The sequence below is a fragment of the Vibrio sp. R10-SG3-ISO10 genome (assembly GCF_059834185.1).
This window is the reverse complement of record NZ_JCBDHG010000015.1, coordinates 33,961-52,614: the sequence shown is the minus strand read 5'-3', so window position 1 is coordinate 52,614 and position 18,654 is coordinate 33,961. Positions and strand designations below refer to the sequence as shown.

The following is an 18,654-nucleotide window of genomic DNA, read 5'->3' as shown; positions in this document are numbered from 1 at the left end:
ATCACGTCAATATGCGATTTACCACTGAATGCGCTGTAATAACCTATATAATTCAGAAGCTTAAGGTTTTTGTTGTTACAATTTTGCAACAAAGGGTGTTTTGGGAAAATAAAAAAGACCAGCACAATGTACTGGTCAATCGGAAAAGTTTGGAAGGAATGATTGTTTATGCTTAACCACCTAGAATCTACTAAATGAGTTTCTTAGGTGGTTAATCATTATGCTGAGAGCATCAGTGAGTCTGCTTTTGCTTCAAGATTCGAATTGCCCATTAGGTAATCATCAATCGCAATTGCACATTCACGTCCCTCATTGATACAACGTACCACTAGAGACTGGCCAGTACGCATATCACCGGCTGCAAAGACACCTTTTTGGTTGGTTGCAAAGCCTTCAGTTGCGACGTTACCGCGCTCATCAAGTTTGATATCAAGTTGAGCAAGTACACCTGTTGGTTCTGGATGTAAGAAGCCCATGGCTAGGAAGGCCATATCACATGGGATAACACGCTCCGAGTTTGCTACTTCTTCAAAAGTAGGGCGCTCGCCTGGCGCTGCATCTTTCCATACGATATCAGCGATGCGTAAACCTGTTACCTGACCTTGATCGTTACCGATGAACTCTTTAGTCAGAATGTTCCAGTGACGATCACAACCTTCTTCGTGAGAAGTGGTTGTTTTCATGATCATTGGGTATTGAGGCCAAGGCATGTTCGCTGGGCGTTTTTCTGGTGGGATCGGCATGATCTCAACCTGAGTAACGCTCGCCGCTTTATGGCGATTAGAGGTACCAACACAGTCAGAACCGGTATCACCACCACCGATAACCACAACATGTTTGTCTTTGGCATGAATTTCTTCACCTTTAAGATCCATGTCGTTGGCACGGCGGTTGTTTTGGCCTAGGAATTCCATTGCGAAATGAACGCCTTTCAGCTCACGCCCAGGAACTGGGAGATCGCGTGGAACCGTTGAACCACCTGTTAGTAGCACGACATCATATTCTTGGCGCAATTGCTGAGCATTTACGTCAACACCGATGTGTTGGTTTACTTTGAATTCAACGCCCGCTTCAGCCATTAGATTGATCTTACGATCAATCACATCCATGCCCAATTTGAAATCAGGAATACCGAAGCGTAGTAGACCACCGACTTTCTCGTCACGCTCAAATACTGTCACTGAGTGACCCGCACTATTGAGCTGCTCAGCAGCCGCAAGACCAGCTGGCCCAGAACCGATGATTGCAATAGTTTTACCTGTACGAGAACGAGGCGTTTTAGGTTTTGCGTACCCTTCACGGTACGCAGTTTCGACAATGGTTTTCTCGATGTTACAGATAGTGATTGGATCTTGGTTGATACCCAGTACACATGCACTTTCACACGGAGAAGGGCACACACGACCTGTAAACTCAGGGAAGTTATTGGTAGAACTTAGAATATTCCACGCTTCTTCCCAGCTATCACGATAAACGGCATCGTTAAATTCTGGAATGATGTTGCCAATCGGACACCCGCTGTGACAGAAAGGAACACCACAGTCCATACAACGAGAAGCCTGAGTATTGATCTTATCGCCAAACTCTTCGTTTAAAACGAACTCTTTGTTGTCTTCAATCCGAACCGATGGGTCGAGCTTCTTTGGAAGCTCGCGACCATGTTCTAAAAATCCAGTAGGCTTACCCATTATACTGCCTCCGCCTGTTCCGTTTGTGCTTGCTCTGCTTCAGCCTTACGCTTTTGAAGTACCGCTTTGTAGTCACGCGGCATGACCTTAACCATAGAGGCTAGGCTTGCTTCAAAGTTGTTTAGGAAAGACTGAGCAACTTCACTTCCTGTGAACTCAACATGCTTAGTAAGCATCTCTTTCAGTAATGCGCGATCTTCGGCTTCGATTGGATCGAGGTCGACAAGTTCTGGGTTGAGCTTAGTTTCAAAGTCTTCAGACTTGTCCCAAACGTAAGCGACACCGCCACTCATACCTGCTGCAAAGTTACGACCTGTTGAGCCAAGGATAACGGCGACACCACCTGTCATGTATTCACAGCCGTGGTCACCGACACCTTCAACAACCACTTTTGCACCCGAGTTACGAACACAGAAACGTTCACCCGCCATACCGCGAATGTAAGACTCGCCTGATGTTGCACCGTAGAAACAAACGTTACCCACTACGATGTTGTCTTCAGCAACGATGGTTGACTTCGCGTCAGGGTAAAGCACAAGCGTACCGCCAGATAAACCTTTACCCCAGTAGTCGTTCGCATCACCTTCCACTTCGAACTTCACGCCCTTAGCTAGGAATGCACCGAATGACTGACCTGCAGAACCTGTGAACTTGACGTTCATCGGTTGTGGTAGACCTGTGTCTTTGTAAACCTTAGAGATTTCGTTCGACAGCATGGTACCTGCAGAGCGATCCGTATTGATGATAGGGAACTCAGCGTTAACTGCTTCGCCTTTTTCAAGGGCTGGGATAGCCGCTTGAATCAACTTACGGTCTAGAACTTCTTCTAGGTTGTGGTTTTGCTCTGTTTGGTTGTAGATGCCATCGCCTTCACGTGCTTGCTCAATGTGAAGCACAGGAGATAGGTCTAGGTTCTTGTATTTCCAATGTTTGATGTCTTCGCGAACTTTCAGTTTGTGCGACTGACCAACCATCTCATCGATAGTGCGGTAGCCAAGTTCAGCCATAACTTCACGTAGACCTTCAGCCATGTATTGGAAGAATGTCACTACGTCTTCTACGCGGCCATCAAAGCGCTCACGTAGAGTCTTGTTCTGGGTTGCGATACCAACAGGACAGGTGTTCTTGTGACACTTACGCATCATGATACAACCTTCAACAACCAATGCTGCTGTTGCCACGCCCCACTCTTCAGCACCTAGTAGTGTTGCGACTGCAAGGTCACGAGGTGTTTTCATCTGACCATCAGACTGAACCACGATACGGTTACGTAGACCGTTCTTGATGAGAGTTTGGTGCGTTTCTGCTAGACCAAGCTCCCAAGGCAGACCTGTGTGACGGATAGACGACATTGGTGATGCACCTGTACCACCATCGAAACCTGCGATAAGGACAACGTCAGCTTTCGCTTTCGCTACACCTGATGCGATGGTACCAACGCCAGCTTCAGATACTAGTTTCACGTTGACGCGACCAGCACGGTTTGCGTTCTTCAAGTCGTAGATTAGCTGAGCCAAATCTTCGATTGAGTAGATATCGTGGTGTGGTGGTGGCGAGATTAGACCTACGCCCGGAGTTGAGTGACGTGTTGCACCGATCCAGTCATCAACCTTATCACCTGGTAGCTGACCACCTTCACCAGGTTTCGCGCCTTGAGCCATCTTGATCTGTAGCTCATCTGCGTTAGTGAGGTAGTAAGAAGTTACACCGAAGCGGCCTGAAGCAACCTGTTTGATTGCTGAGCGTTCCCAATCACCGTTCTCTTTGCGCTCGAAACGTGTTGGGTCTTCACCACCTTCACCTGAGTTTGATTTCGCGCCAATGCGGTTCATCGCAACAGCTAGCGTTGAGTGTGCTTCGTACGAGATAGAGCCGAATGACATCGCACCTGTTGCGAAACGCTTAAGGATGTTTTCGATTGGCTCGACTTCTTCAAGTGGGATTGAACCTGCTGGGTTTTTAACAAAGTCTAGCTGGCTACGCAGTGTTGCTGCGTTATCGCCTTGATCGTCTACCGCTTTCGCGTATTTCTTGAACTGAGAGTAGTCTTTGTTGCGCGTTGATTCTTGTAGCAGTGAGATAGTCTCAGGGTTAAACAGGTGTTTTTCACCACGCTGTTTCCACTGATAAACACCACCCACATCAAGCACTTGTACTGGGATTTCACGTGTAGGGAAACCAATGCGGTGACGCACTAGTACTTCTTTTGCGATATCGTCAATCGTTAGACCTTGAATGCGTGAAACCGTACCTGTGAAGTATTTATCGACAACGGACTTGCTGATACCTAGTGCTTCGAAGATCTGTGCACCGTGGTAAGACTGCAGCGTCGAGATACCCATCTTCGAGAAGATCTTCAGTAGACCACCGTTGATAGACTTACGGTAGTTCTCAAATAGGTCACGAATCTTGGTTTCAGGATCAAGCTTCTTAGTGCGCTGTAGCTCAACCATAGTTTCGATAACTAGGTATGGGTTAACTGCGTTAGCGCCATAACCAACGAGCGTTGCGAAGTGGTGCGTTTCACGTGCATCTCCTGTCTCAACTACGATGTCACACTTGGCACGTAGACCTTTACGGATCAGGTGGTGGTGAACAGCGCCAACCGCCAGCATAGCTGGAATTGCGGCGTGGTTAGAGTTAACGGCACGGTCAGTCAGAAGGATGATTGAGTAACCATCGATGACGGCATCTTCCGCATACTGACAGATACGCTTAAGTGCGCGCTCTAGCTTGCCTTCGTCTTCGCTTGCTTGGAAAACAATGTCTAGTGTCTTGGCTTGAAGGTGCTCGTTATCGATCGCACGTAGTTTCTCAAGTTCAGAGTTAGAGAGAACTGGAGACTCGAGCTCTACTTTTTGACAGTGCTCTGGTGACTCAGCAAGCAGGTTCTGATCTTTACCTAGGTAAGTGTTCAGAGACATAACCATACGCTCACGAATCGGGTCGATTGGCGGGTTAGTTACCTGAGCAAATAGCTGTTTAAAGTAGTTTGATAGATGTTGTGACTGGTGCGAAAGAATCGCTAGTGGCCAGTCGGCACCCATTGCAGAAAGTGGCTCTTTGCCATCTTTCGCCATCGGTACGATGATTTCGTTAACTTCTTCAGAACTTACGCCAAATGCTTGTTGCTTGTGCAGTAGCTTCTCTGGTGATGGTTGGTTGAATTCGTTGCTTGCATCAGGCAGCTTCTTCAAGCTCAGTAGGTTTTCTTCAACCCACTTTTCGTAAGGCTGTGCCGACGCAATACCATCTTTCACTTCTTCATCAGAAATGATGCGACCTTGTTCTAGGTCAGCAACGAAGATACGACCTGGCTGAAGACGACCACGGAACTCAACGTTTTCTGGCTCAATTTTAACCACGCCAGACTCAGAAGCCATTACTAGGAAGTCATCTTTAGTCACTGTGTAGCGAGATGGGCGCAGACCGTTACGATCAAGGGTTGCACCGACTTGCACACCATCGGTGAAACAGACTGAAGCTGGGCCATCCCAAGGTTCCATCACATTGGCGTGGTATTGGTAGAACGCGCGACGTGTTGGATCCATGTTTTTGTTTTCTTGCCATGCTTCAGGGATCATCATCATCAGCGCATGTGGCAGGCTGCGACCAGATAGAACTAGGAGCTCAAGTGCCATATCGAAGTTAGATGAGTCCGAGCTACCTTCCTGACAGATAGGCAGTAGCATGTCGATCTCGGCCTGAGTGAACAGGTCAGATTCAATGATTGCTTCACGAGCTTTCATCCAGTTCAGGTTACCGCGAACTGTATTGATTTCACCGTTGTGAGCAATGTAACGGAAAGGCTGTGCTAGACGCCATTTCGGGAATGTATTGGTAGAGAAACGAGAGTGAACCAGTGCCAGCGCACTGACCATCGTTGGGTTCTGTAGATCTAGGAAGTACTGAGGGACTTGTTCCGTAGTTAGCTGACCCTTGTACACTACTGTCTTGTAAGACATAGAGTTGATGTAGAAATCATCACCAATGTTAGAAACGCTTTCTAGACATACGCGAACTGTGTAGTTTCGCAGTACGTAAAGCTTACGTTCTAGTTCTTCAGGCGTGATTCCTGGGCCGCCTGAGACAAATACATGCTCAAATTGAGGCTCAGTGCTTAGAGGATCTGCGCCGATCATTGAGTTGTCAGTAGGTAGAACACGGTAGCCAATAACGTCTAGCTCAAGGCGCTTTGCATTACGTTCTAAAATATCGCGACATTGCGCGCGTTTGTGTTCATCTTTAGGGAAAAGTACAACACCGACACCGTATTTCTCAAAAGAGGGGAGCTTGATACCAAGCTTTACCGCTTCTTCTAACAGAAATTCATGGGGCTTTTGCAATAAGATACCTGCACCGTCACCACTACATGGGTCGCAACCTTGACCACCGCGGTGTTCCATACGGGCTAGCATATCAAGTGCCTGAGTAACTACTTCGTGTGATTTACGGTTTTTAAGGTGAGCAACAAAACCGATACCACAAGCGTCATGCTCCAGTTCGGGAGTATATAGACCTTGGGCATTTTGCTCTCTATCTACCATAGATACATCCTTCCAGTTCAGTAGGCGCAAATGTGCTAGTCGAAACTAGTTCTACGTCCTGTCCTTTATAGTTTTGATTCGAAGTCAGCCTAGGTTGGCGACTTTGATTCCTTTCCGTATCTCGCAGAAAAATATTGCGAGAAAAACAATCCTTGGTGGAATCCCGTTTTTTAGTATCACAATCTAGTGATTTATATAGGTGGGAGTGGGATAACACCGACGTTTCACCGAGTTTTTATGTAAGTAAAATCACAAAAAACAGCGAAATCTGTAAGTATCCTACAATTTAGTAAGGATGAAATGCAATCAAAACTCGATGCTGTTGCCCACTTTTTTTGGGTTATAAATGAATATTATGTTTAACTTTTGCGTAACAATCTGTCTGAGGCACGTTATTTTTGCATGTTTATTGATATTGGTTAATGCTTCGCCTGTTTGAAATCGCTACCTTTCCCCCTCCATTTTTTTCAGATTTGTAATTTAATTACATTGATCTTAATGAGATTTATTTCGATCTAGTAAGGGGTAGTCATGCAGCTTCATGAGTTGGTCAATACCATCGGACAAGACCTTCAGCGTCGTTACGGTGAAAAAGTCCATAAGCTAACGTTACATGGTGGATTTAGCTGCCCAAATAGAGACGGGACGATTGGTCGTGGCGGTTGTACTTTTTGCAATGTTGCTTCTTTTGCTGACGAAGAGGCGCAGATCAAAAGCATTCATGAACAACTGACCGATAGAGCGGGAGAAATTGTTCGAGCCAAGCGTTATCTCGCCTACTTCCAAGCCTACACCAGTACCTACGCTGAAGTTCAGGTGCTCAAGAACATGTATGAAGAAGCACTTAAAGCGGCTGATATCGTCGGACTTTGTGTAGGGACTCGACCTGACTGTGTGCCAGATGCCGTCTTAGATTTGCTATCAAGTTACGTAGAGCAAGGTTATGAAATCTGGCTTGAGCTCGGGCTGCAAACTGCCAACAACCAGACCTTAAAACGTATTAATCGTGGTCATGACTTTGAGTGTTATGCGGAGATTACTGAGCGCGCTCGTGCACTGGGGATCAAGGTCTGTACTCATCTTATTGTAGGACTGCCGAAAGAAGGCCGTGAAGACAATATCGAAACGTTGAACAAGGTGCTTGAAGTGGGGACTGATGGAATTAAGCTTCATGGGCTACACATCGTTGAAGGTAGCACCATGGCAAAAGCTTGGAAAGCGGGTAAATTGGAGGCACCGTCACTCGAAGAGTATGTCTCTATCGCGAGTAAAATGATCCGCATGACTCCCCCAGAGGTGGTTTATCATCGAGTATCTTCGGCAGCACGAAGGCCGACGTTACTAGCACCACTTTGGTGTGAGAACCGTTGGCTTGCAATGACAGAAATTGGCCGTGCACTTAATCGTGATGGCGCACAAGGTTCGTTAATAGATCAGTCATTTACATATACAAAACCAATATTAAAGGCTGATTATTAAGCAATAAGCTGATATCTTTTATACACTTACACAAAAGCGTAGCAAAGATAGGTATGAGAAGCTGAATGGAGCAAGTATTAGTTTGGTTATGGGATACTTCCCATGGGCATGGATTTGATCTTGTTATCATTCTGCTCTCTATTATTGCGGTCGTGCTTTTTTATACCCGCACTCAAACGCATATACTCCAGCTTTTAAAAGCCAACCCTACCGCGTTAATTATTGTCGACAGTAAAACTGGTGAACTCAAGTTAGCCAACATAGCGGCAAATCAAGTTTTGGGTGTACGTAAAGTCGGTAAGAGCTATATGTTGCCAGAAATGGTGACTCCACAATTTGTCCTCTCGATTTTTTCTTCTACTCCGGACAATGCTTTCAAAGAACAGAAGCTTAGTTGGCCGATTTCACAAAGTCGCGTGATTAAGTTAAAAGTCAGCGGTCAAAAAAACACTTACCGCCAACGAACAGTGTGGCTGCTTTACTTTACTCCTTATCAAGTGACTGACCTTGAATTGAAACGAGAAGTTGATTCTCTTTCAATGATCAAAAGTGCGTTTGATAATCTGTCTGAACTGGTGTTTATAAAAAACAATCAGGGTGAAATTATTTCAAGTAATCGCGCCTTTCAACGTTTCTGGAACAACAGAGAAGAGGAAGGCGCAGCCGATATTCAAAGCGTGATTAAGGGCAGGGCGAGTAAACGCCGTTGGACAACAAACCCTGATGGAAGAAGCTGTCTGTTGGAAAGCTACCAAAGGGTGTTGATCTCTTCAGACGGTGAAAAGGTTGGTACTTTGGGGATTAGCCATGATGTTACCGATTGGCACGACATGCAGCAGAATCTGCGTGACGAGATGGAAAAGCGCAAAGATACCGAAGTTGCTCTGGCGCAAAGAGATACCATATTGCAGAACATACTAGAATCGAGCCCAGACTCAATCGGTATCTTTAATGAAAACATGGTTTACCAAGCGTGTAACCCACCTTTTGTTAAGGCATTAGGCATCTCTGATGTCGATGAATTAATTGGAAAACGTCTGCAAGATGTTATTCCTGATGAGACTTATGCTCGATTATCTGAATCGGACAAGAAAGTACTCTATGAAGGCAAATCTCTGCGTTATATCGATCGCGTAATCAGTAGCAATGGGGAGTGTATTTGGTATGACGTTGTCAAATCGCCCTTTAGAGATCCCGCATCTGGAACCAATGGTGTACTGGTAATGGCGCGTGATGTTTCAGAACGATATCTTGCAGAGCAGAAACTTGAAGAAGCAAACCAAGAGCTAGAAAGGCTTAGCTTTATTGATGGACTGACTCAGATCTCCAATCGACGCCGATTTGATGAGCAATTGGAAACTCTTTGGTATTTGCATGTCCGTGAACAGCAGCCTCTAACCGTTATGCTGTGTGATATAGATTACTTTAAAGGTTACAACGACCAATATGGACATCAGCGAGGCGATGATGCTTTGATTAAAGTCGCGGAAGTATTCCGCAACGTGTTAACCCGTTCTAGTGATTGTGTTGCGCGTTATGGCGGTGAAGAATTTGGTTTTATACTCCCCAACACAACAATTGAAGGTGCTTTGATTATTGCGGACAAAATCCATGAGGAAGTGCAAAATCTAGCGCTTGAACATGAATCTTCAACCGTCTCTGACTTAGTTACTGTCAGCATTGGTTTGGTGTCCATCATTCCACAACGTTTGGATCACAGTGATTCTATTGTTGCTTTAGCTGACAGTGCTTTGTACCAAGCTAAAGCGGATGGTCGCAATCAAACCTGTGTGCATCACACATCAGAGAATTAAGCTTTTCTTATCTAAGGATTCTTTTAGCTGTCGTTTATGAAAACAGGTAATATTTAGGGGCTGTTGATCCTACTTATATGTTTTCGTGCGGAGCTCTCAATGAAGCCGATTAAAAATCTTGCCCAATACTATGTTGATCTACTGGTTAAGTTGGGCATCCTCCGTTTCTCTATTCTTCTTGCTCTGGCCTTAGTTGCTCTGGCCGTTGTGGTTCAGGTTGGTATAACCCTTGTTTTAAGCGGCCACGTAGATGATATTGATATTGTTCGTTCTGTTTTCTTCGGTCTACTAATTACTCCTTGGGCGGTCTATTTCTTATCTGTAGTGGTTGATCAGTTGGAAGAGTCGCGCCAGCGGCTTTCTAAATTGGTGTCTAAGCTGAAAGACATGCGCTCACGTGACCAAGAGCTCAACAATAAGCTGCAGCAAAACATCACTAAGCTCAATCAGGAAATTGAAGAAAGGATCAAGGCGGAAGAAGCTCGTGAAGAAGCGATGAAAGATCTTGAGAATGAGGTCTATCAGCGTGAAAAAACTCAAGTCGAGCTTGCAGAAAGAACCGCACTTCTACGCTCATTCATCGATGCTTCACCAGACCTTATCTATTACCGCAACGCGGACGGTGTGTTTTCTGGGTGTAACCGCGCAATGGAAGAGTTAACCGGCAAGAAAGAGAGCCAGCTGGTGGGCTTAACACCTTGGGATGTTTACAGCAAAGAGGTCGCGCAGCAAATTGTCGATACAGACCAAAAGGTATTCTCCGACAACCAAGCTCTGACGTATGAACAGTGGCTTGAATATCCAGATGGTCGCCGCAATTACTTCGAGCTACGTAAGGTGCCGTTTTACAGCAAAGATGGTCGACACTTAGGGCTGGTTGGTTTTGGTCGCGATATTACCGAGCGTAAGCGTCATGAGGAATCGCTCGAAAAAGCGAGTCGTGATAAAACCACCTTTATTTCTACAATCAGCCACGAACTAAGGACACCACTCAACGGTATTGTAGGTTTAAGCCGTATGCTACTGGATACTCAGTTGACTGCAGAGCAGCGCAATCATATGCAGACGATTAATGTCAGTGCGATTACTCTGGGCAATATCTTCAATGACATTATCGATATGGATAAATTCGACCGCCGTAAGCTAGAGCTTTTCCCTGCGGCGCTGAATTTCGAAGAGTTTGTCGCTGAAATGGAGAGTATTTCCGCACTTATGGCGTCGCAAAAAGGGCTGAGATTTGATCTTGAGCGCTTAAGCGAACTGCCGACCGCGATTGAAGTTGATGCGACCCGCTTGCGTCAGGTTCTGTGGAATTTGATTAGCAATGCGATGAAGTTCACTAAGGAAGGTGGTGTGGTGATGACGGTCAGCTCTGAAGTTGATGAAGAGTACGCACATATCACAATGGAAATCGAGGACAGTGGAATTGGTATCCCAGACGCTGAACTGGATAAGATCTTCGCGATGTATTATCAGGTGAAATCAGGTAAAGATAATCTTCATGCAGTAGGAACGGGTATTGGCTTAGCGGTTTCGAAACAGCTGATCAATATGATGGATGGTGACATTACCGTTTCAAGTGAAGAAGGTTTTGGCAGTACCTTCACTGTTACAATTCGAGTCCCGTTGGCAGAAGGCGAACAACCTACAGCGGAGGTCGTCAATCAGTCGCAAGAGCTGAATATCTTTATGGTTGAAGATATTGAACTCAATATTACCGTTGCTCGCTCATTACTTGAGAGTATGGGGCATGAAGTTTCCGTTGCGATGAATGGCGCCGAAGCGATGGAGATGTTCGACCCTGAAATTTATGACCTAGTGTTCCTCGATATTCAGCTACCAGACATGACAGGTTTCGATATTGCCGAGTACTTCAGACGTACTTATTCTGATTTACCACCATTGGTTGCTCTCACAGCTAACGTGCTGAAAAATAAACGAGAGTATCTTGATAAAGGAATGGATGATGCCATCAGTAAGCCACTTTCAGTGACTGCGGTTCAAGATGTGTTAGCCAAGTTTACTCAGCATGAAGTGGCTGATACCGCCACCGATGTTGTCATAGAAGAGCCGGTTGTCGAAGGAGGGGAGATATACTCACGTATACTCGACCTTGATATGCTTGAGTCTTATGTCAGCATTGTGGGTTCTCAGCCAGTACTCGATAGTATTACTATGTTTGAAGAGATGATGCCTGACTACCTGCAAGTTCTCGACTCAAATATGATCGCTAAGCATCAAGAAGGTATTGTGTCTGAAGCGCACAAGATTAAAGGAGCGGCAGGTTCTATTGGATTAAAGCACATTCAGAGCGTCGCCCAGAAAGCTCAATCGCCAGATTTACCAGCCTGGTGGGAAAATATTGATGATTGGGTTGAAGAAATGAAGAATGAATATAAAAATGATATTCAAATACTTAAAGAATGGTTAGGACAGCAGTCGTAACGTCAAAGGTGAAAGAGATGAAAAAATTAGCATTGGTATCATTAAGTGCCGCTCTACTAGCAGGTTGTGCAACAGAGCCAGTTGGTTGGCAACAAGATAATCAAGTTGTCATTTCTGAGGCTACTGTTTCGCTAAAAAGTAACCTTTGGCTGAATAAAATGCCAACCATCGGTGAGGTTCAAGACAATACCCTACATGGAGCTTTGTACCTTGAGTCAGATAAAACTCTCCCGGCGGAGCTTGATGTAGAAAGTATTTCTATTCAGCAGGGCGAAGAAACTTGGCAGATTGATGGTGACTTGCTTGAGCTGCGTACACACAATCAAAATCAGTGGGAAGTGGCGTTTGTATGGCAGTTCCCTATTGATGCTGCAAAGCCAGTGAATGTGGCGTTAATGCTCAACAATAACGGTCAAGTGGAATGGTTGGTAGAGAAGAACGTCAAGATTGATACGGTTTATTAGCGATTAACCTGTCCGCAGATAAATAAAAAGGCTTGCTCCAAATCGGAACAAGCCTTTTTTCATCCAATCAGCTAGATTAGTTGCTTGCTGTCTTTAGACCCGCATTCACATCTAGTACATCTTGCTCGCTCAGAGTACCGACAGCTTGACGTAGCTGCAGTACGCTTAGGATGTAATCGTAGCGAGCGTTCGATAGGTTCTTGTTCGCATCGTATAGACGACGAGTTGAGTCTAGAACGTCAACGATAGTACGAGTACCTACATCGAAACCAGCTTCCGTAGCTTCAAGAGCTGACTGCGCAGAAACTACAGTTTGCTCGTAAGCGCGAAGTGCACCGATTGAAGCACTGATGTTGTTGTTGAATGCGCGAACATCTTTAACAACGCTGCGGTAAGTTTTTTCTAGGTCTTGGCTTGCTGAGACATAGTTAAACTCAGCTTGCTTGGTTAGCGAGGTTGTTGCACCACCAGTGTATAGCGGAACATTTAGGTTCAGGCCAACATTGAGGTTGTCTGAATCAAAGTCGTTCGCAGCACTAGTGCTGTCGTTTTGCTCAGCAAGTGTGTAGCCACCATCAAGAGTTAATGTTGGTAAGTGACCAGAGCTCTGCAACGTGATTTTGTCTTTGGCGATATCTTGAGTGATTCGTGCAGAAAGTAAACTTAGGTTCTTTTCTTGAGCTTCGTTCACTAGCTCATCAATAGCAGCAGACGTTTTTTGTGCTGAGAAACGTGCAGTATCTAGAATATCTAGGTTAGAGTGCTCTTGACCTGTGATTTCGCGTAGACCTTCGTAGCTATTGACTAGGCTGTTTTGCGCTAGAACTTCATCGGCTAACACTGAATCATATTGAGCTTGCGCGTCATGTACGTCGGTAATTGCAGAAAGACCCACTTCGAAGCGCTGCTTAGTTTGCTCTAGCTGGCGACCTACGGCTGCTTTTTCTGCTTGAACGAATACAAGGTTATCTTGCGCTCGCAGCACGTCAAAGTATGCTGTCGAGACACGCAGAATTAGCGCTTGCTGCGCAGCTGCATAAGAAGCATCGCTCTGACGAGCACTCTTTTCCGCTGTATCTAGCGTTACCCAACTGGAGCGATTGTATAGCTCTTGAGTAAAGCCGACCCCAGCGTTCCAAGTATTGTAGTCGTTATCTGCACTATTTCGTTCACCGCGGTTGATGTCATAAGCTGCGGTTAAATTAATTTGTGGCAATAGAGCTGCACGACTAGAAGTCACTGCTTCAAAGGCTTCATCACGCTTTGCCGCAGCGCTAAGTAGCGTTGGATCGTTCTCTTTTGCTTGGTTATAAATGTCCGTGAGAGTATCGGCGATAGCGTTTGTGCTCAAGCTACCGAGTGCTGCACTGATAAATAGTGGAAGCAGTTTTTTCATAGTTCCTATTCCTGCCAAATGCGAAAAATATTTGTCTTCAAGAGTTTAACTCAATTGATTGCGAATCACTCAAAAACTTTGCAAAGTTTTACACTTAATTGTCCACCCGTGCAATAAAAATAATTCATCAATTTAACTTAAACTATAAAAATTGTATAAAAAGTTGAGCCATGTCCTTGGAAGTTAAGCTTTTGTCTGCGTAAACTATAAGATTCACTCAGAGAGGTGCCAAATGCAACAGTCTGACAACCAACATCAGCAGTTTACTCCCCAAGATGTGGAAATAATCTCAAAAGAAACACTGTTTCAGGGTTTTTTTAGAATGATTAAGTATCGCTTCAAACATAAATTGTTTGAAGGCGGCTGGAGTGAGCCGATTGAGCGCGAAATGTTTGAGCGTGGACATGCGGCGGCAATGCTACCGTATGACCCTGTAAGAGATCAGGTTGTTATTATTGAGCAAATTCGTGTTGGTGCGTTAGAGCAACGTAGTCCATGGCAGTTAGAAATCATCGCTGGCATGATAGACAAAGGCGAAGAAGCTAAAGATGTCGTCAGGCGAGAAGCTGAAGAAGAAGCGGGAATTGAAGTTGGGGCGCTGGAAAAAGTGACCTCTTACTACCCATCTTCAGGTGGCTGCTCTGAAAAATTAGATGTTTTTGTTGGTCAAGTGGATGCGAGTACAGCGTATGGCGTTCATGGTTTAGACTATGAAGGGGAAGATATTCGTGTACATGTCGTTTCCCGCCAACAAGCGTATCAATGGGTAGTAGAAGGAAAGTTTGAAAATGGGGCCTCTATCATTGCATTGCAGTGGCTAGAGCTAAACCATCGCAGACTACAGGAACAATGGCACAAGTAGCATTAAAGAAACCGTATCATGTTGATCTTGCTGATTTGATGCGGACATACGAAACAAATTACGCCAAGCTTAACGCTCTGTTGCCTAATCAACCGAGTGTCGGTGATGTGCGCTGCTACCAAGCTGCTTATTTGACCTATCAGATTCAAGTGGTAGAAGTCACAAAGTACACAACTTTGGTCGATATTTGTCAAAGTGATGACGTTCCAGTATTTCCATTACCGACAATGTCTGTCAGGCTCTACCACGATGCTCGTGTAGCTGAAGTCTCTGCTTGCGACCATTTGAAACGTGTCAATGCCCGATATGATTACCCAAACGATAAGATGCTACAACAAGATGAGAAGGTGCAACTTAACCGCTTTTTAGGCGATTGGCTTTCGTTTTGTTTAAAGCAGGGTATTAGCCGCACTCCATTGAATATTTAGGTTTTTTTGTTTTGAAAGTAACGTCAAGTTCATCAAATAGCGACAGTATTAAGCTACTCCAGATTACTGACACTCATTTGTTTGAGCCAGTTGATGGTAGTTTGCTCAGCGTAAATACATTAGACAGCTTTCATGCTGTGGTTGCGGCGATCGTTGAAGAAAATCAAAGCTTTGATGCCGTCATCTCAACCGGAGATATTTCTCAAGATCACACCGCCGAGTCTTACCAGCGTTTTGAGCGCGGAATCGCTCCGCTGAAAAATACCTGTTTCTGGCTACCAGGTAATCATGACTTTAAGCCGAGCATGAGTTCCGTGTTGCCATCGACTCAAATTAAGCAAGTAGAGCATGTTTTGCTTGGCGAACATTGGCAAATGGTACTGCTAGACTCTCAAGTGGTTGGTGTGCCGCATGGACGCTTAAGTGATCAGCAGTTAGCTCTACTTGAAGATAAACTTTCTCAATACCCTGAAAGAAATACCTTAGTGCTGCTTCATCACCACCCAATCTTGGTAGGCAGCCGATGGTTAGATCAGCATACGCTAAAAGATGCGCATCATTTCTGGGAGGTGGTTGAAAAGTACAGCAATGTTAAGGCGGTACTGTGTGGCCACGTTCATCAAGATATGAATGTGTTGCATCAGGGAGTACGTGTTATGGCGACCCCTTCTACCTGTGTGCAGTTTAAGCCAAATAGTGATGATTTTGCTCTTGATACCCTTTCCCCTGGCTGGAGAGAGTTAGAACTGCATAGTGATGGTCAGTTAACCACGCAAGTTAAACGTCTACCTTATGGCTGTTTTCAACCGGATTTCAATTCAGCAGGCTATTAAGGAAACATAATGAAACCGTCATTACTTCTTTATATTCATGGTTTTAACAGCTCACCTTTATCGCATAAAGCCAATGTGATGAAGGAGTATTGTCAAGTGAATCGACCTGATATTAAATTAGTGACGCCAGGTTTACCTTGCTTTCCACAGCAAGCCGCCCAGCACCTACTTGATATTGTTAATCAGTATAAAGATGACTATACCATTGGCTTGGTTGGCAGTTCTTTAGGTGGTTACATGTCAATGTGGCTCAATGCTCAGTTTGGCTTCAAAGCCGTGGTGGTTAACCCTGCTGTGAAGCCTTATGACCTGCTTGCGGACTATTTAGGTGAGCAAGAAAACCCATACACCAAAGAGCGCTATGTACTCGAGGCGAAACACATCGAGGAACTAAAAACACTCGATACGCCTAAAATAACAACGCCAACCGACTTCTGGTTGTTGCAGCAAACCGAAGACGAAGTGTTAGATTATAAGCAAGCGGTTGAGCACTTTTCCGGATCAAAGCAGAGCGTTGAACAAGGCGGTGATCATAGCTTTGTTGATTTCGAACGCTATCCTGCTCAAATCATAGAATTCTTACAACTCTGACCCTCATTGAGGGAAGAGTCATAATTTTGCTTGTTACTTAGTTATCTCTCTTGACATAATTGGGTCTGTTCCAGACTATGTCTCACCAGTACTTGTGTGGGTTTGACGCCATTAGATAGTTGCCGCATGGACGACTGCCAGCAGTCATTGCTTTCTTATGTGAGCTAACGCCTTAAACTTCACCCAACAAGTAACCCTTTTATTCTTTATAACGATATTCCGTATTATGACTGAACAATATAATGCTGGAGCCATTGAGGTTCTTAATGGTTTGGAGCCAGTACGTCGCCGACCAGGGATGTATACGGATACAGCGCGCCCAAACCATTTGGGCCAAGAAGTCATCGATAACAGTGTCGATGAAGCGCTCGCCGGACACGCTTCAAAGGTTCAAGTAATTTTGCATGCTGACCAATCACTCGAAGTGATCGATGATGGTCGTGGTATGCCTGTAGACATCCACCCAGAAGAGAAAGTCTCTGGTGTGGAGCTTATTTTATGTAAGCTTCACGCAGGTGGTAAGTTCTCGAATAAAAACTATCAATTCTCTGGTGGTCTACACGGGGTAGGTATCTCCGTGGTGAACGCCTTGTCTAAGCGTGTGGAAGTGACGGTGCGCCGTGATGGTCAGGTGTATGAAATTGCATTTGAACACGGTGACAAAGTGTCTGACTTAACGGTTACCGGGACATGCGGCCGCCGTAATAAAGGTACCAGTGTACATTTCTGGCCTGAGGCGAAGTACTTTGACTCGGCAAACTTCTCGGTTACTCGTTTAGTTAATAACTTACGCGCGAAAGCTGTCCTTTGTCCGGGCTTAGAAATCACCTTTACTGATAAGGTCAATGGCAATGACTACAAATGGCTGTATGAAGACGGTTTAAAAGATTACCTAGCGGAAGGTGTTAAAGGTTATACCGTTTTACCAGAAGAACCATTTACGGGTGAATTCTCAGCGGAAACCGAAGCGGCTAACTGGGCGGTAATCTGGCAGCCAGAAGGCGGTGAGATGATCACCGAAAGCTATGTTAACCTGATCCCAACCGCGCAAGGCGGTACCCATGTAAATGGTCTACGTCAGGGCTTACTTGATGCAATGCGTGAATTCTGTGAGTTCCGCAACCTGTTGCCACGCGGTGTTAAGCTCACCGGTGACGATGTCTTCGACCGCTGTTCTTACGTTTTATCGGTTAAGATGCAAGATCCGCAGTTTGCCGGTCAGACGAAAGAGCGTTTGTCTTCTCGCCAAACCGCAGCCTTTGTTTCTGGCGTGGTTAAAGATGCCTTCAGCCTCTGGTTGAATGAAAAACCGCAATTGGCTGAGCAGTTGGCTGAAGTGTGTATTGCCAACGCCCACCGCCGAATGCGTGCCAGCAAGAAGGTGGTGCGTAAAAAAGTGGCTTCAGGCCCAGCTCTACCAGGCAAACTGACGGACTGTTCGGTTCAAGATTTAAACCGTACTGAAATCTTCTTCGTCGAGGGTGACTCGGCAGGTGGCTCAGCCAAGCAAGCACGTGACCGTGAGTTCCAAGCGGTAATGCCATTGCGCGGTAAGATTCTCAATACATGGGAAGTCTCTCCTGATCAGGTACTCGCCTCTCAAGAAGTCCACGATATCTCAGTGGCGCTAGGTATTGACCCAGATAGCGAGAACCTTGAAGGCCTTCGCTACGGTAAGATCTGTATCCTTGCCGATGCGGACTCGGATGGTCTGCATATCGCAACGCTACTTTGTGCGCTATTTACGCGTCACTTCCGATCTCTGGTTGAAGCAGGTCATATCTATGTAGCCATGCCTCCACTCTATCGTATCGACTGTGGTAAGGAAGTATTCTATGCCCTTGATGACGATGAAAAAGAAGGCATTCTAGAGCGCTTGTCGAAGAAGAAAGCAAAAATCAACGTGCAACGATTTAAAGGTTTGGGTGAGATGAACCCACTGCAACTTCGTGAAACGACGATGGATCCAAATACTCGTCGCTTAGTTCAGCTAACCATTGATGACAACCAAGCCACCATGGAAATGATGGATATGCTGCTTGGTAAGAAGCGTGCTGATGATCGTCGCTCTTGGTTACAAAACAACGGCGACATGGCAGAGGTTTAA

Annotated in this window: 12 protein-coding genes; 9 read left to right on the top strand and 3 right to left on the bottom strand. The window is 45.4% G+C overall.

All coding sequences use genetic code 11. The features are described 5' to 3' along the window. Positions 1–218 precede the first annotated feature (218 nt). Both AC6R16_RS07105 and gltB read right to left on the bottom strand, forming a co-directional pair. Positions 219–1,688: a glutamate synthase subunit beta gene (locus AC6R16_RS07105; RefSeq protein WP_486795311.1), complete on the bottom strand. Its 1,470-nt coding sequence runs from the start codon at positions 1,686–1,688 to the stop codon at positions 219–221. Next, a complete protein-coding gene (gene gltB / locus AC6R16_RS07100; RefSeq protein WP_500673982.1) occupies positions 1,688–6,235 on the bottom strand; it encodes a glutamate synthase large subunit in 4,548 nt (1,515 codons plus the stop codon). Before gltB ends, AC6R16_RS07105 begins: the two co-directional genes overlap by 1 nt. A gap of 531 nt (positions 6,236–6,766) precedes the next feature. On the opposite strand from gltB, the gene mnmL reads away from it, so the two are divergent. The 4 genes from mnmL (at position 6,767) to AC6R16_RS07080 (ending at position 12,437) form a co-directional block, all read left to right on the top strand. After that, entirely contained in the window at positions 6,767–7,714 is a 948-nt protein-coding gene (gene mnmL / locus AC6R16_RS07095) for a tRNA modification radical SAM protein MnmL/YtqA (protein ID WP_500673981.1), read from the top strand. A gap of 65 nt (positions 7,715–7,779) precedes the next feature. After that, the gene (locus tag AC6R16_RS07090; protein WP_500641504.1) at positions 7,780–9,528 is read left to right on the top strand and encodes a sensor domain-containing diguanylate cyclase; all 1,749 of its coding nucleotides are present in this window, start codon (positions 7,780–7,782) and stop codon (positions 9,526–9,528) included. Between the two features lie 99 nt (positions 9,529–9,627). Continuing rightward, the gene (gene arcB, locus AC6R16_RS07085) at positions 9,628–11,973 is read left to right on the top strand and encodes an aerobic respiration two-component sensor histidine kinase ArcB (protein WP_500673980.1); all 2,346 of its coding nucleotides are present in this window, start codon (positions 9,628–9,630) and stop codon (positions 11,971–11,973) included. Between the two features lie 17 nt (positions 11,974–11,990). Continuing rightward, positions 11,991–12,437, top strand: coding sequence for a hypothetical protein (locus AC6R16_RS07080; protein WP_500673979.1), 447 nt, complete (start codon positions 11,991–11,993; stop codon positions 12,435–12,437). A gap of 76 nt (positions 12,438–12,513) precedes the next feature. On the opposite strand, the gene tolC is transcribed toward AC6R16_RS07080, so the two are convergent. Beyond that, positions 12,514–13,833 carry an outer membrane channel protein TolC gene (gene tolC / locus AC6R16_RS07075; protein WP_500673978.1) on the bottom strand — a complete coding sequence of 440 codons (1,320 nt, stop codon included), beginning with the start codon at positions 13,831–13,833 and terminating at the stop codon, positions 12,514–12,516. Positions 13,834–14,065: 232 nt separating this feature from the next. On the opposite strand from tolC, the gene nudF reads away from it, so the two are divergent. From nudF to parE, 5 genes are all read left to right on the top strand, one after another. After that, entirely contained in the window at positions 14,066–14,695 is a 630-nt protein-coding gene (gene nudF, locus AC6R16_RS07070; protein WP_500673977.1) for an ADP-ribose diphosphatase, read from the top strand. Next, a complete protein-coding gene (locus tag AC6R16_RS07065; protein ID WP_004744981.1) occupies positions 14,683–15,123 on the top strand; it encodes a DUF1249 family protein in 441 nt (146 codons plus the stop codon). The genes nudF and AC6R16_RS07065 overlap by 13 nt, the downstream gene beginning before the upstream one ends. Before the next feature lie 11 nt (positions 15,124–15,134). Continuing rightward, positions 15,135–15,956, top strand: coding sequence for a 3',5'-cyclic-AMP phosphodiesterase (gene cpdA, locus AC6R16_RS07060; RefSeq protein ID WP_500673976.1), 822 nt, complete (start codon positions 15,135–15,137; stop codon positions 15,954–15,956). 9 nt (positions 15,957–15,965) lie between these two features. Then, complete coding sequence (gene yqiA, locus AC6R16_RS07055) at positions 15,966–16,547, top strand: esterase YqiA (RefSeq protein WP_500673975.1); 582 nt, start codon at positions 15,966–15,968, stop codon at positions 16,545–16,547. A gap of 226 nt (positions 16,548–16,773) precedes the next feature. Continuing rightward, positions 16,774–18,654 (top strand): DNA topoisomerase IV subunit B, encoded by a 1,881-nt coding sequence (gene parE, locus AC6R16_RS07050; protein ID WP_004744978.1) that lies wholly within the window; start codon positions 16,774–16,776, stop codon positions 18,652–18,654.

Coding starts and splice junctions, on each gene's coding strand:
- AC6R16_RS07105 (WP_486795311.1), bottom strand. CDS start 1,688: ATGGGTAAGCCTACTGGATTTTTAGAACATGGTCGCGAGCTTCCAAAG.
- gltB (WP_500673982.1), bottom strand. CDS start 6,235: ATGGTAGATAGAGAGCAAAATGCCCAAGGTCTATATACTCCCGAACTG.
- mnmL (WP_500673981.1), top strand. CDS start 6,767: ATGCAGCTTCATGAGTTGGTCAATACCATCGGACAAGACCTTCAGCGT.
- AC6R16_RS07090 (WP_500641504.1), top strand. CDS start 7,780: ATGGAGCAAGTATTAGTTTGGTTATGGGATACTTCCCATGGGCATGGA.
- arcB (WP_500673980.1), top strand. CDS start 9,628: ATGAAGCCGATTAAAAATCTTGCCCAATACTATGTTGATCTACTGGTT.
- AC6R16_RS07080 (WP_500673979.1), top strand. CDS start 11,991: ATGAAAAAATTAGCATTGGTATCATTAAGTGCCGCTCTACTAGCAGGT.
- tolC (WP_500673978.1), bottom strand. CDS start 13,833: ATGAAAAAACTGCTTCCACTATTTATCAGTGCAGCACTCGGTAGCTTG.
- nudF (WP_500673977.1), top strand. CDS start 14,066: ATGCAACAGTCTGACAACCAACATCAGCAGTTTACTCCCCAAGATGTG.
- AC6R16_RS07065 (WP_004744981.1), top strand. CDS start 14,683: ATGGCACAAGTAGCATTAAAGAAACCGTATCATGTTGATCTTGCTGAT.
- yqiA (WP_500673975.1), top strand. CDS start 15,966: ATGAAACCGTCATTACTTCTTTATATTCATGGTTTTAACAGCTCACCT.
- parE (WP_004744978.1), top strand. CDS start 16,774: ATGACTGAACAATATAATGCTGGAGCCATTGAGGTTCTTAATGGTTTG.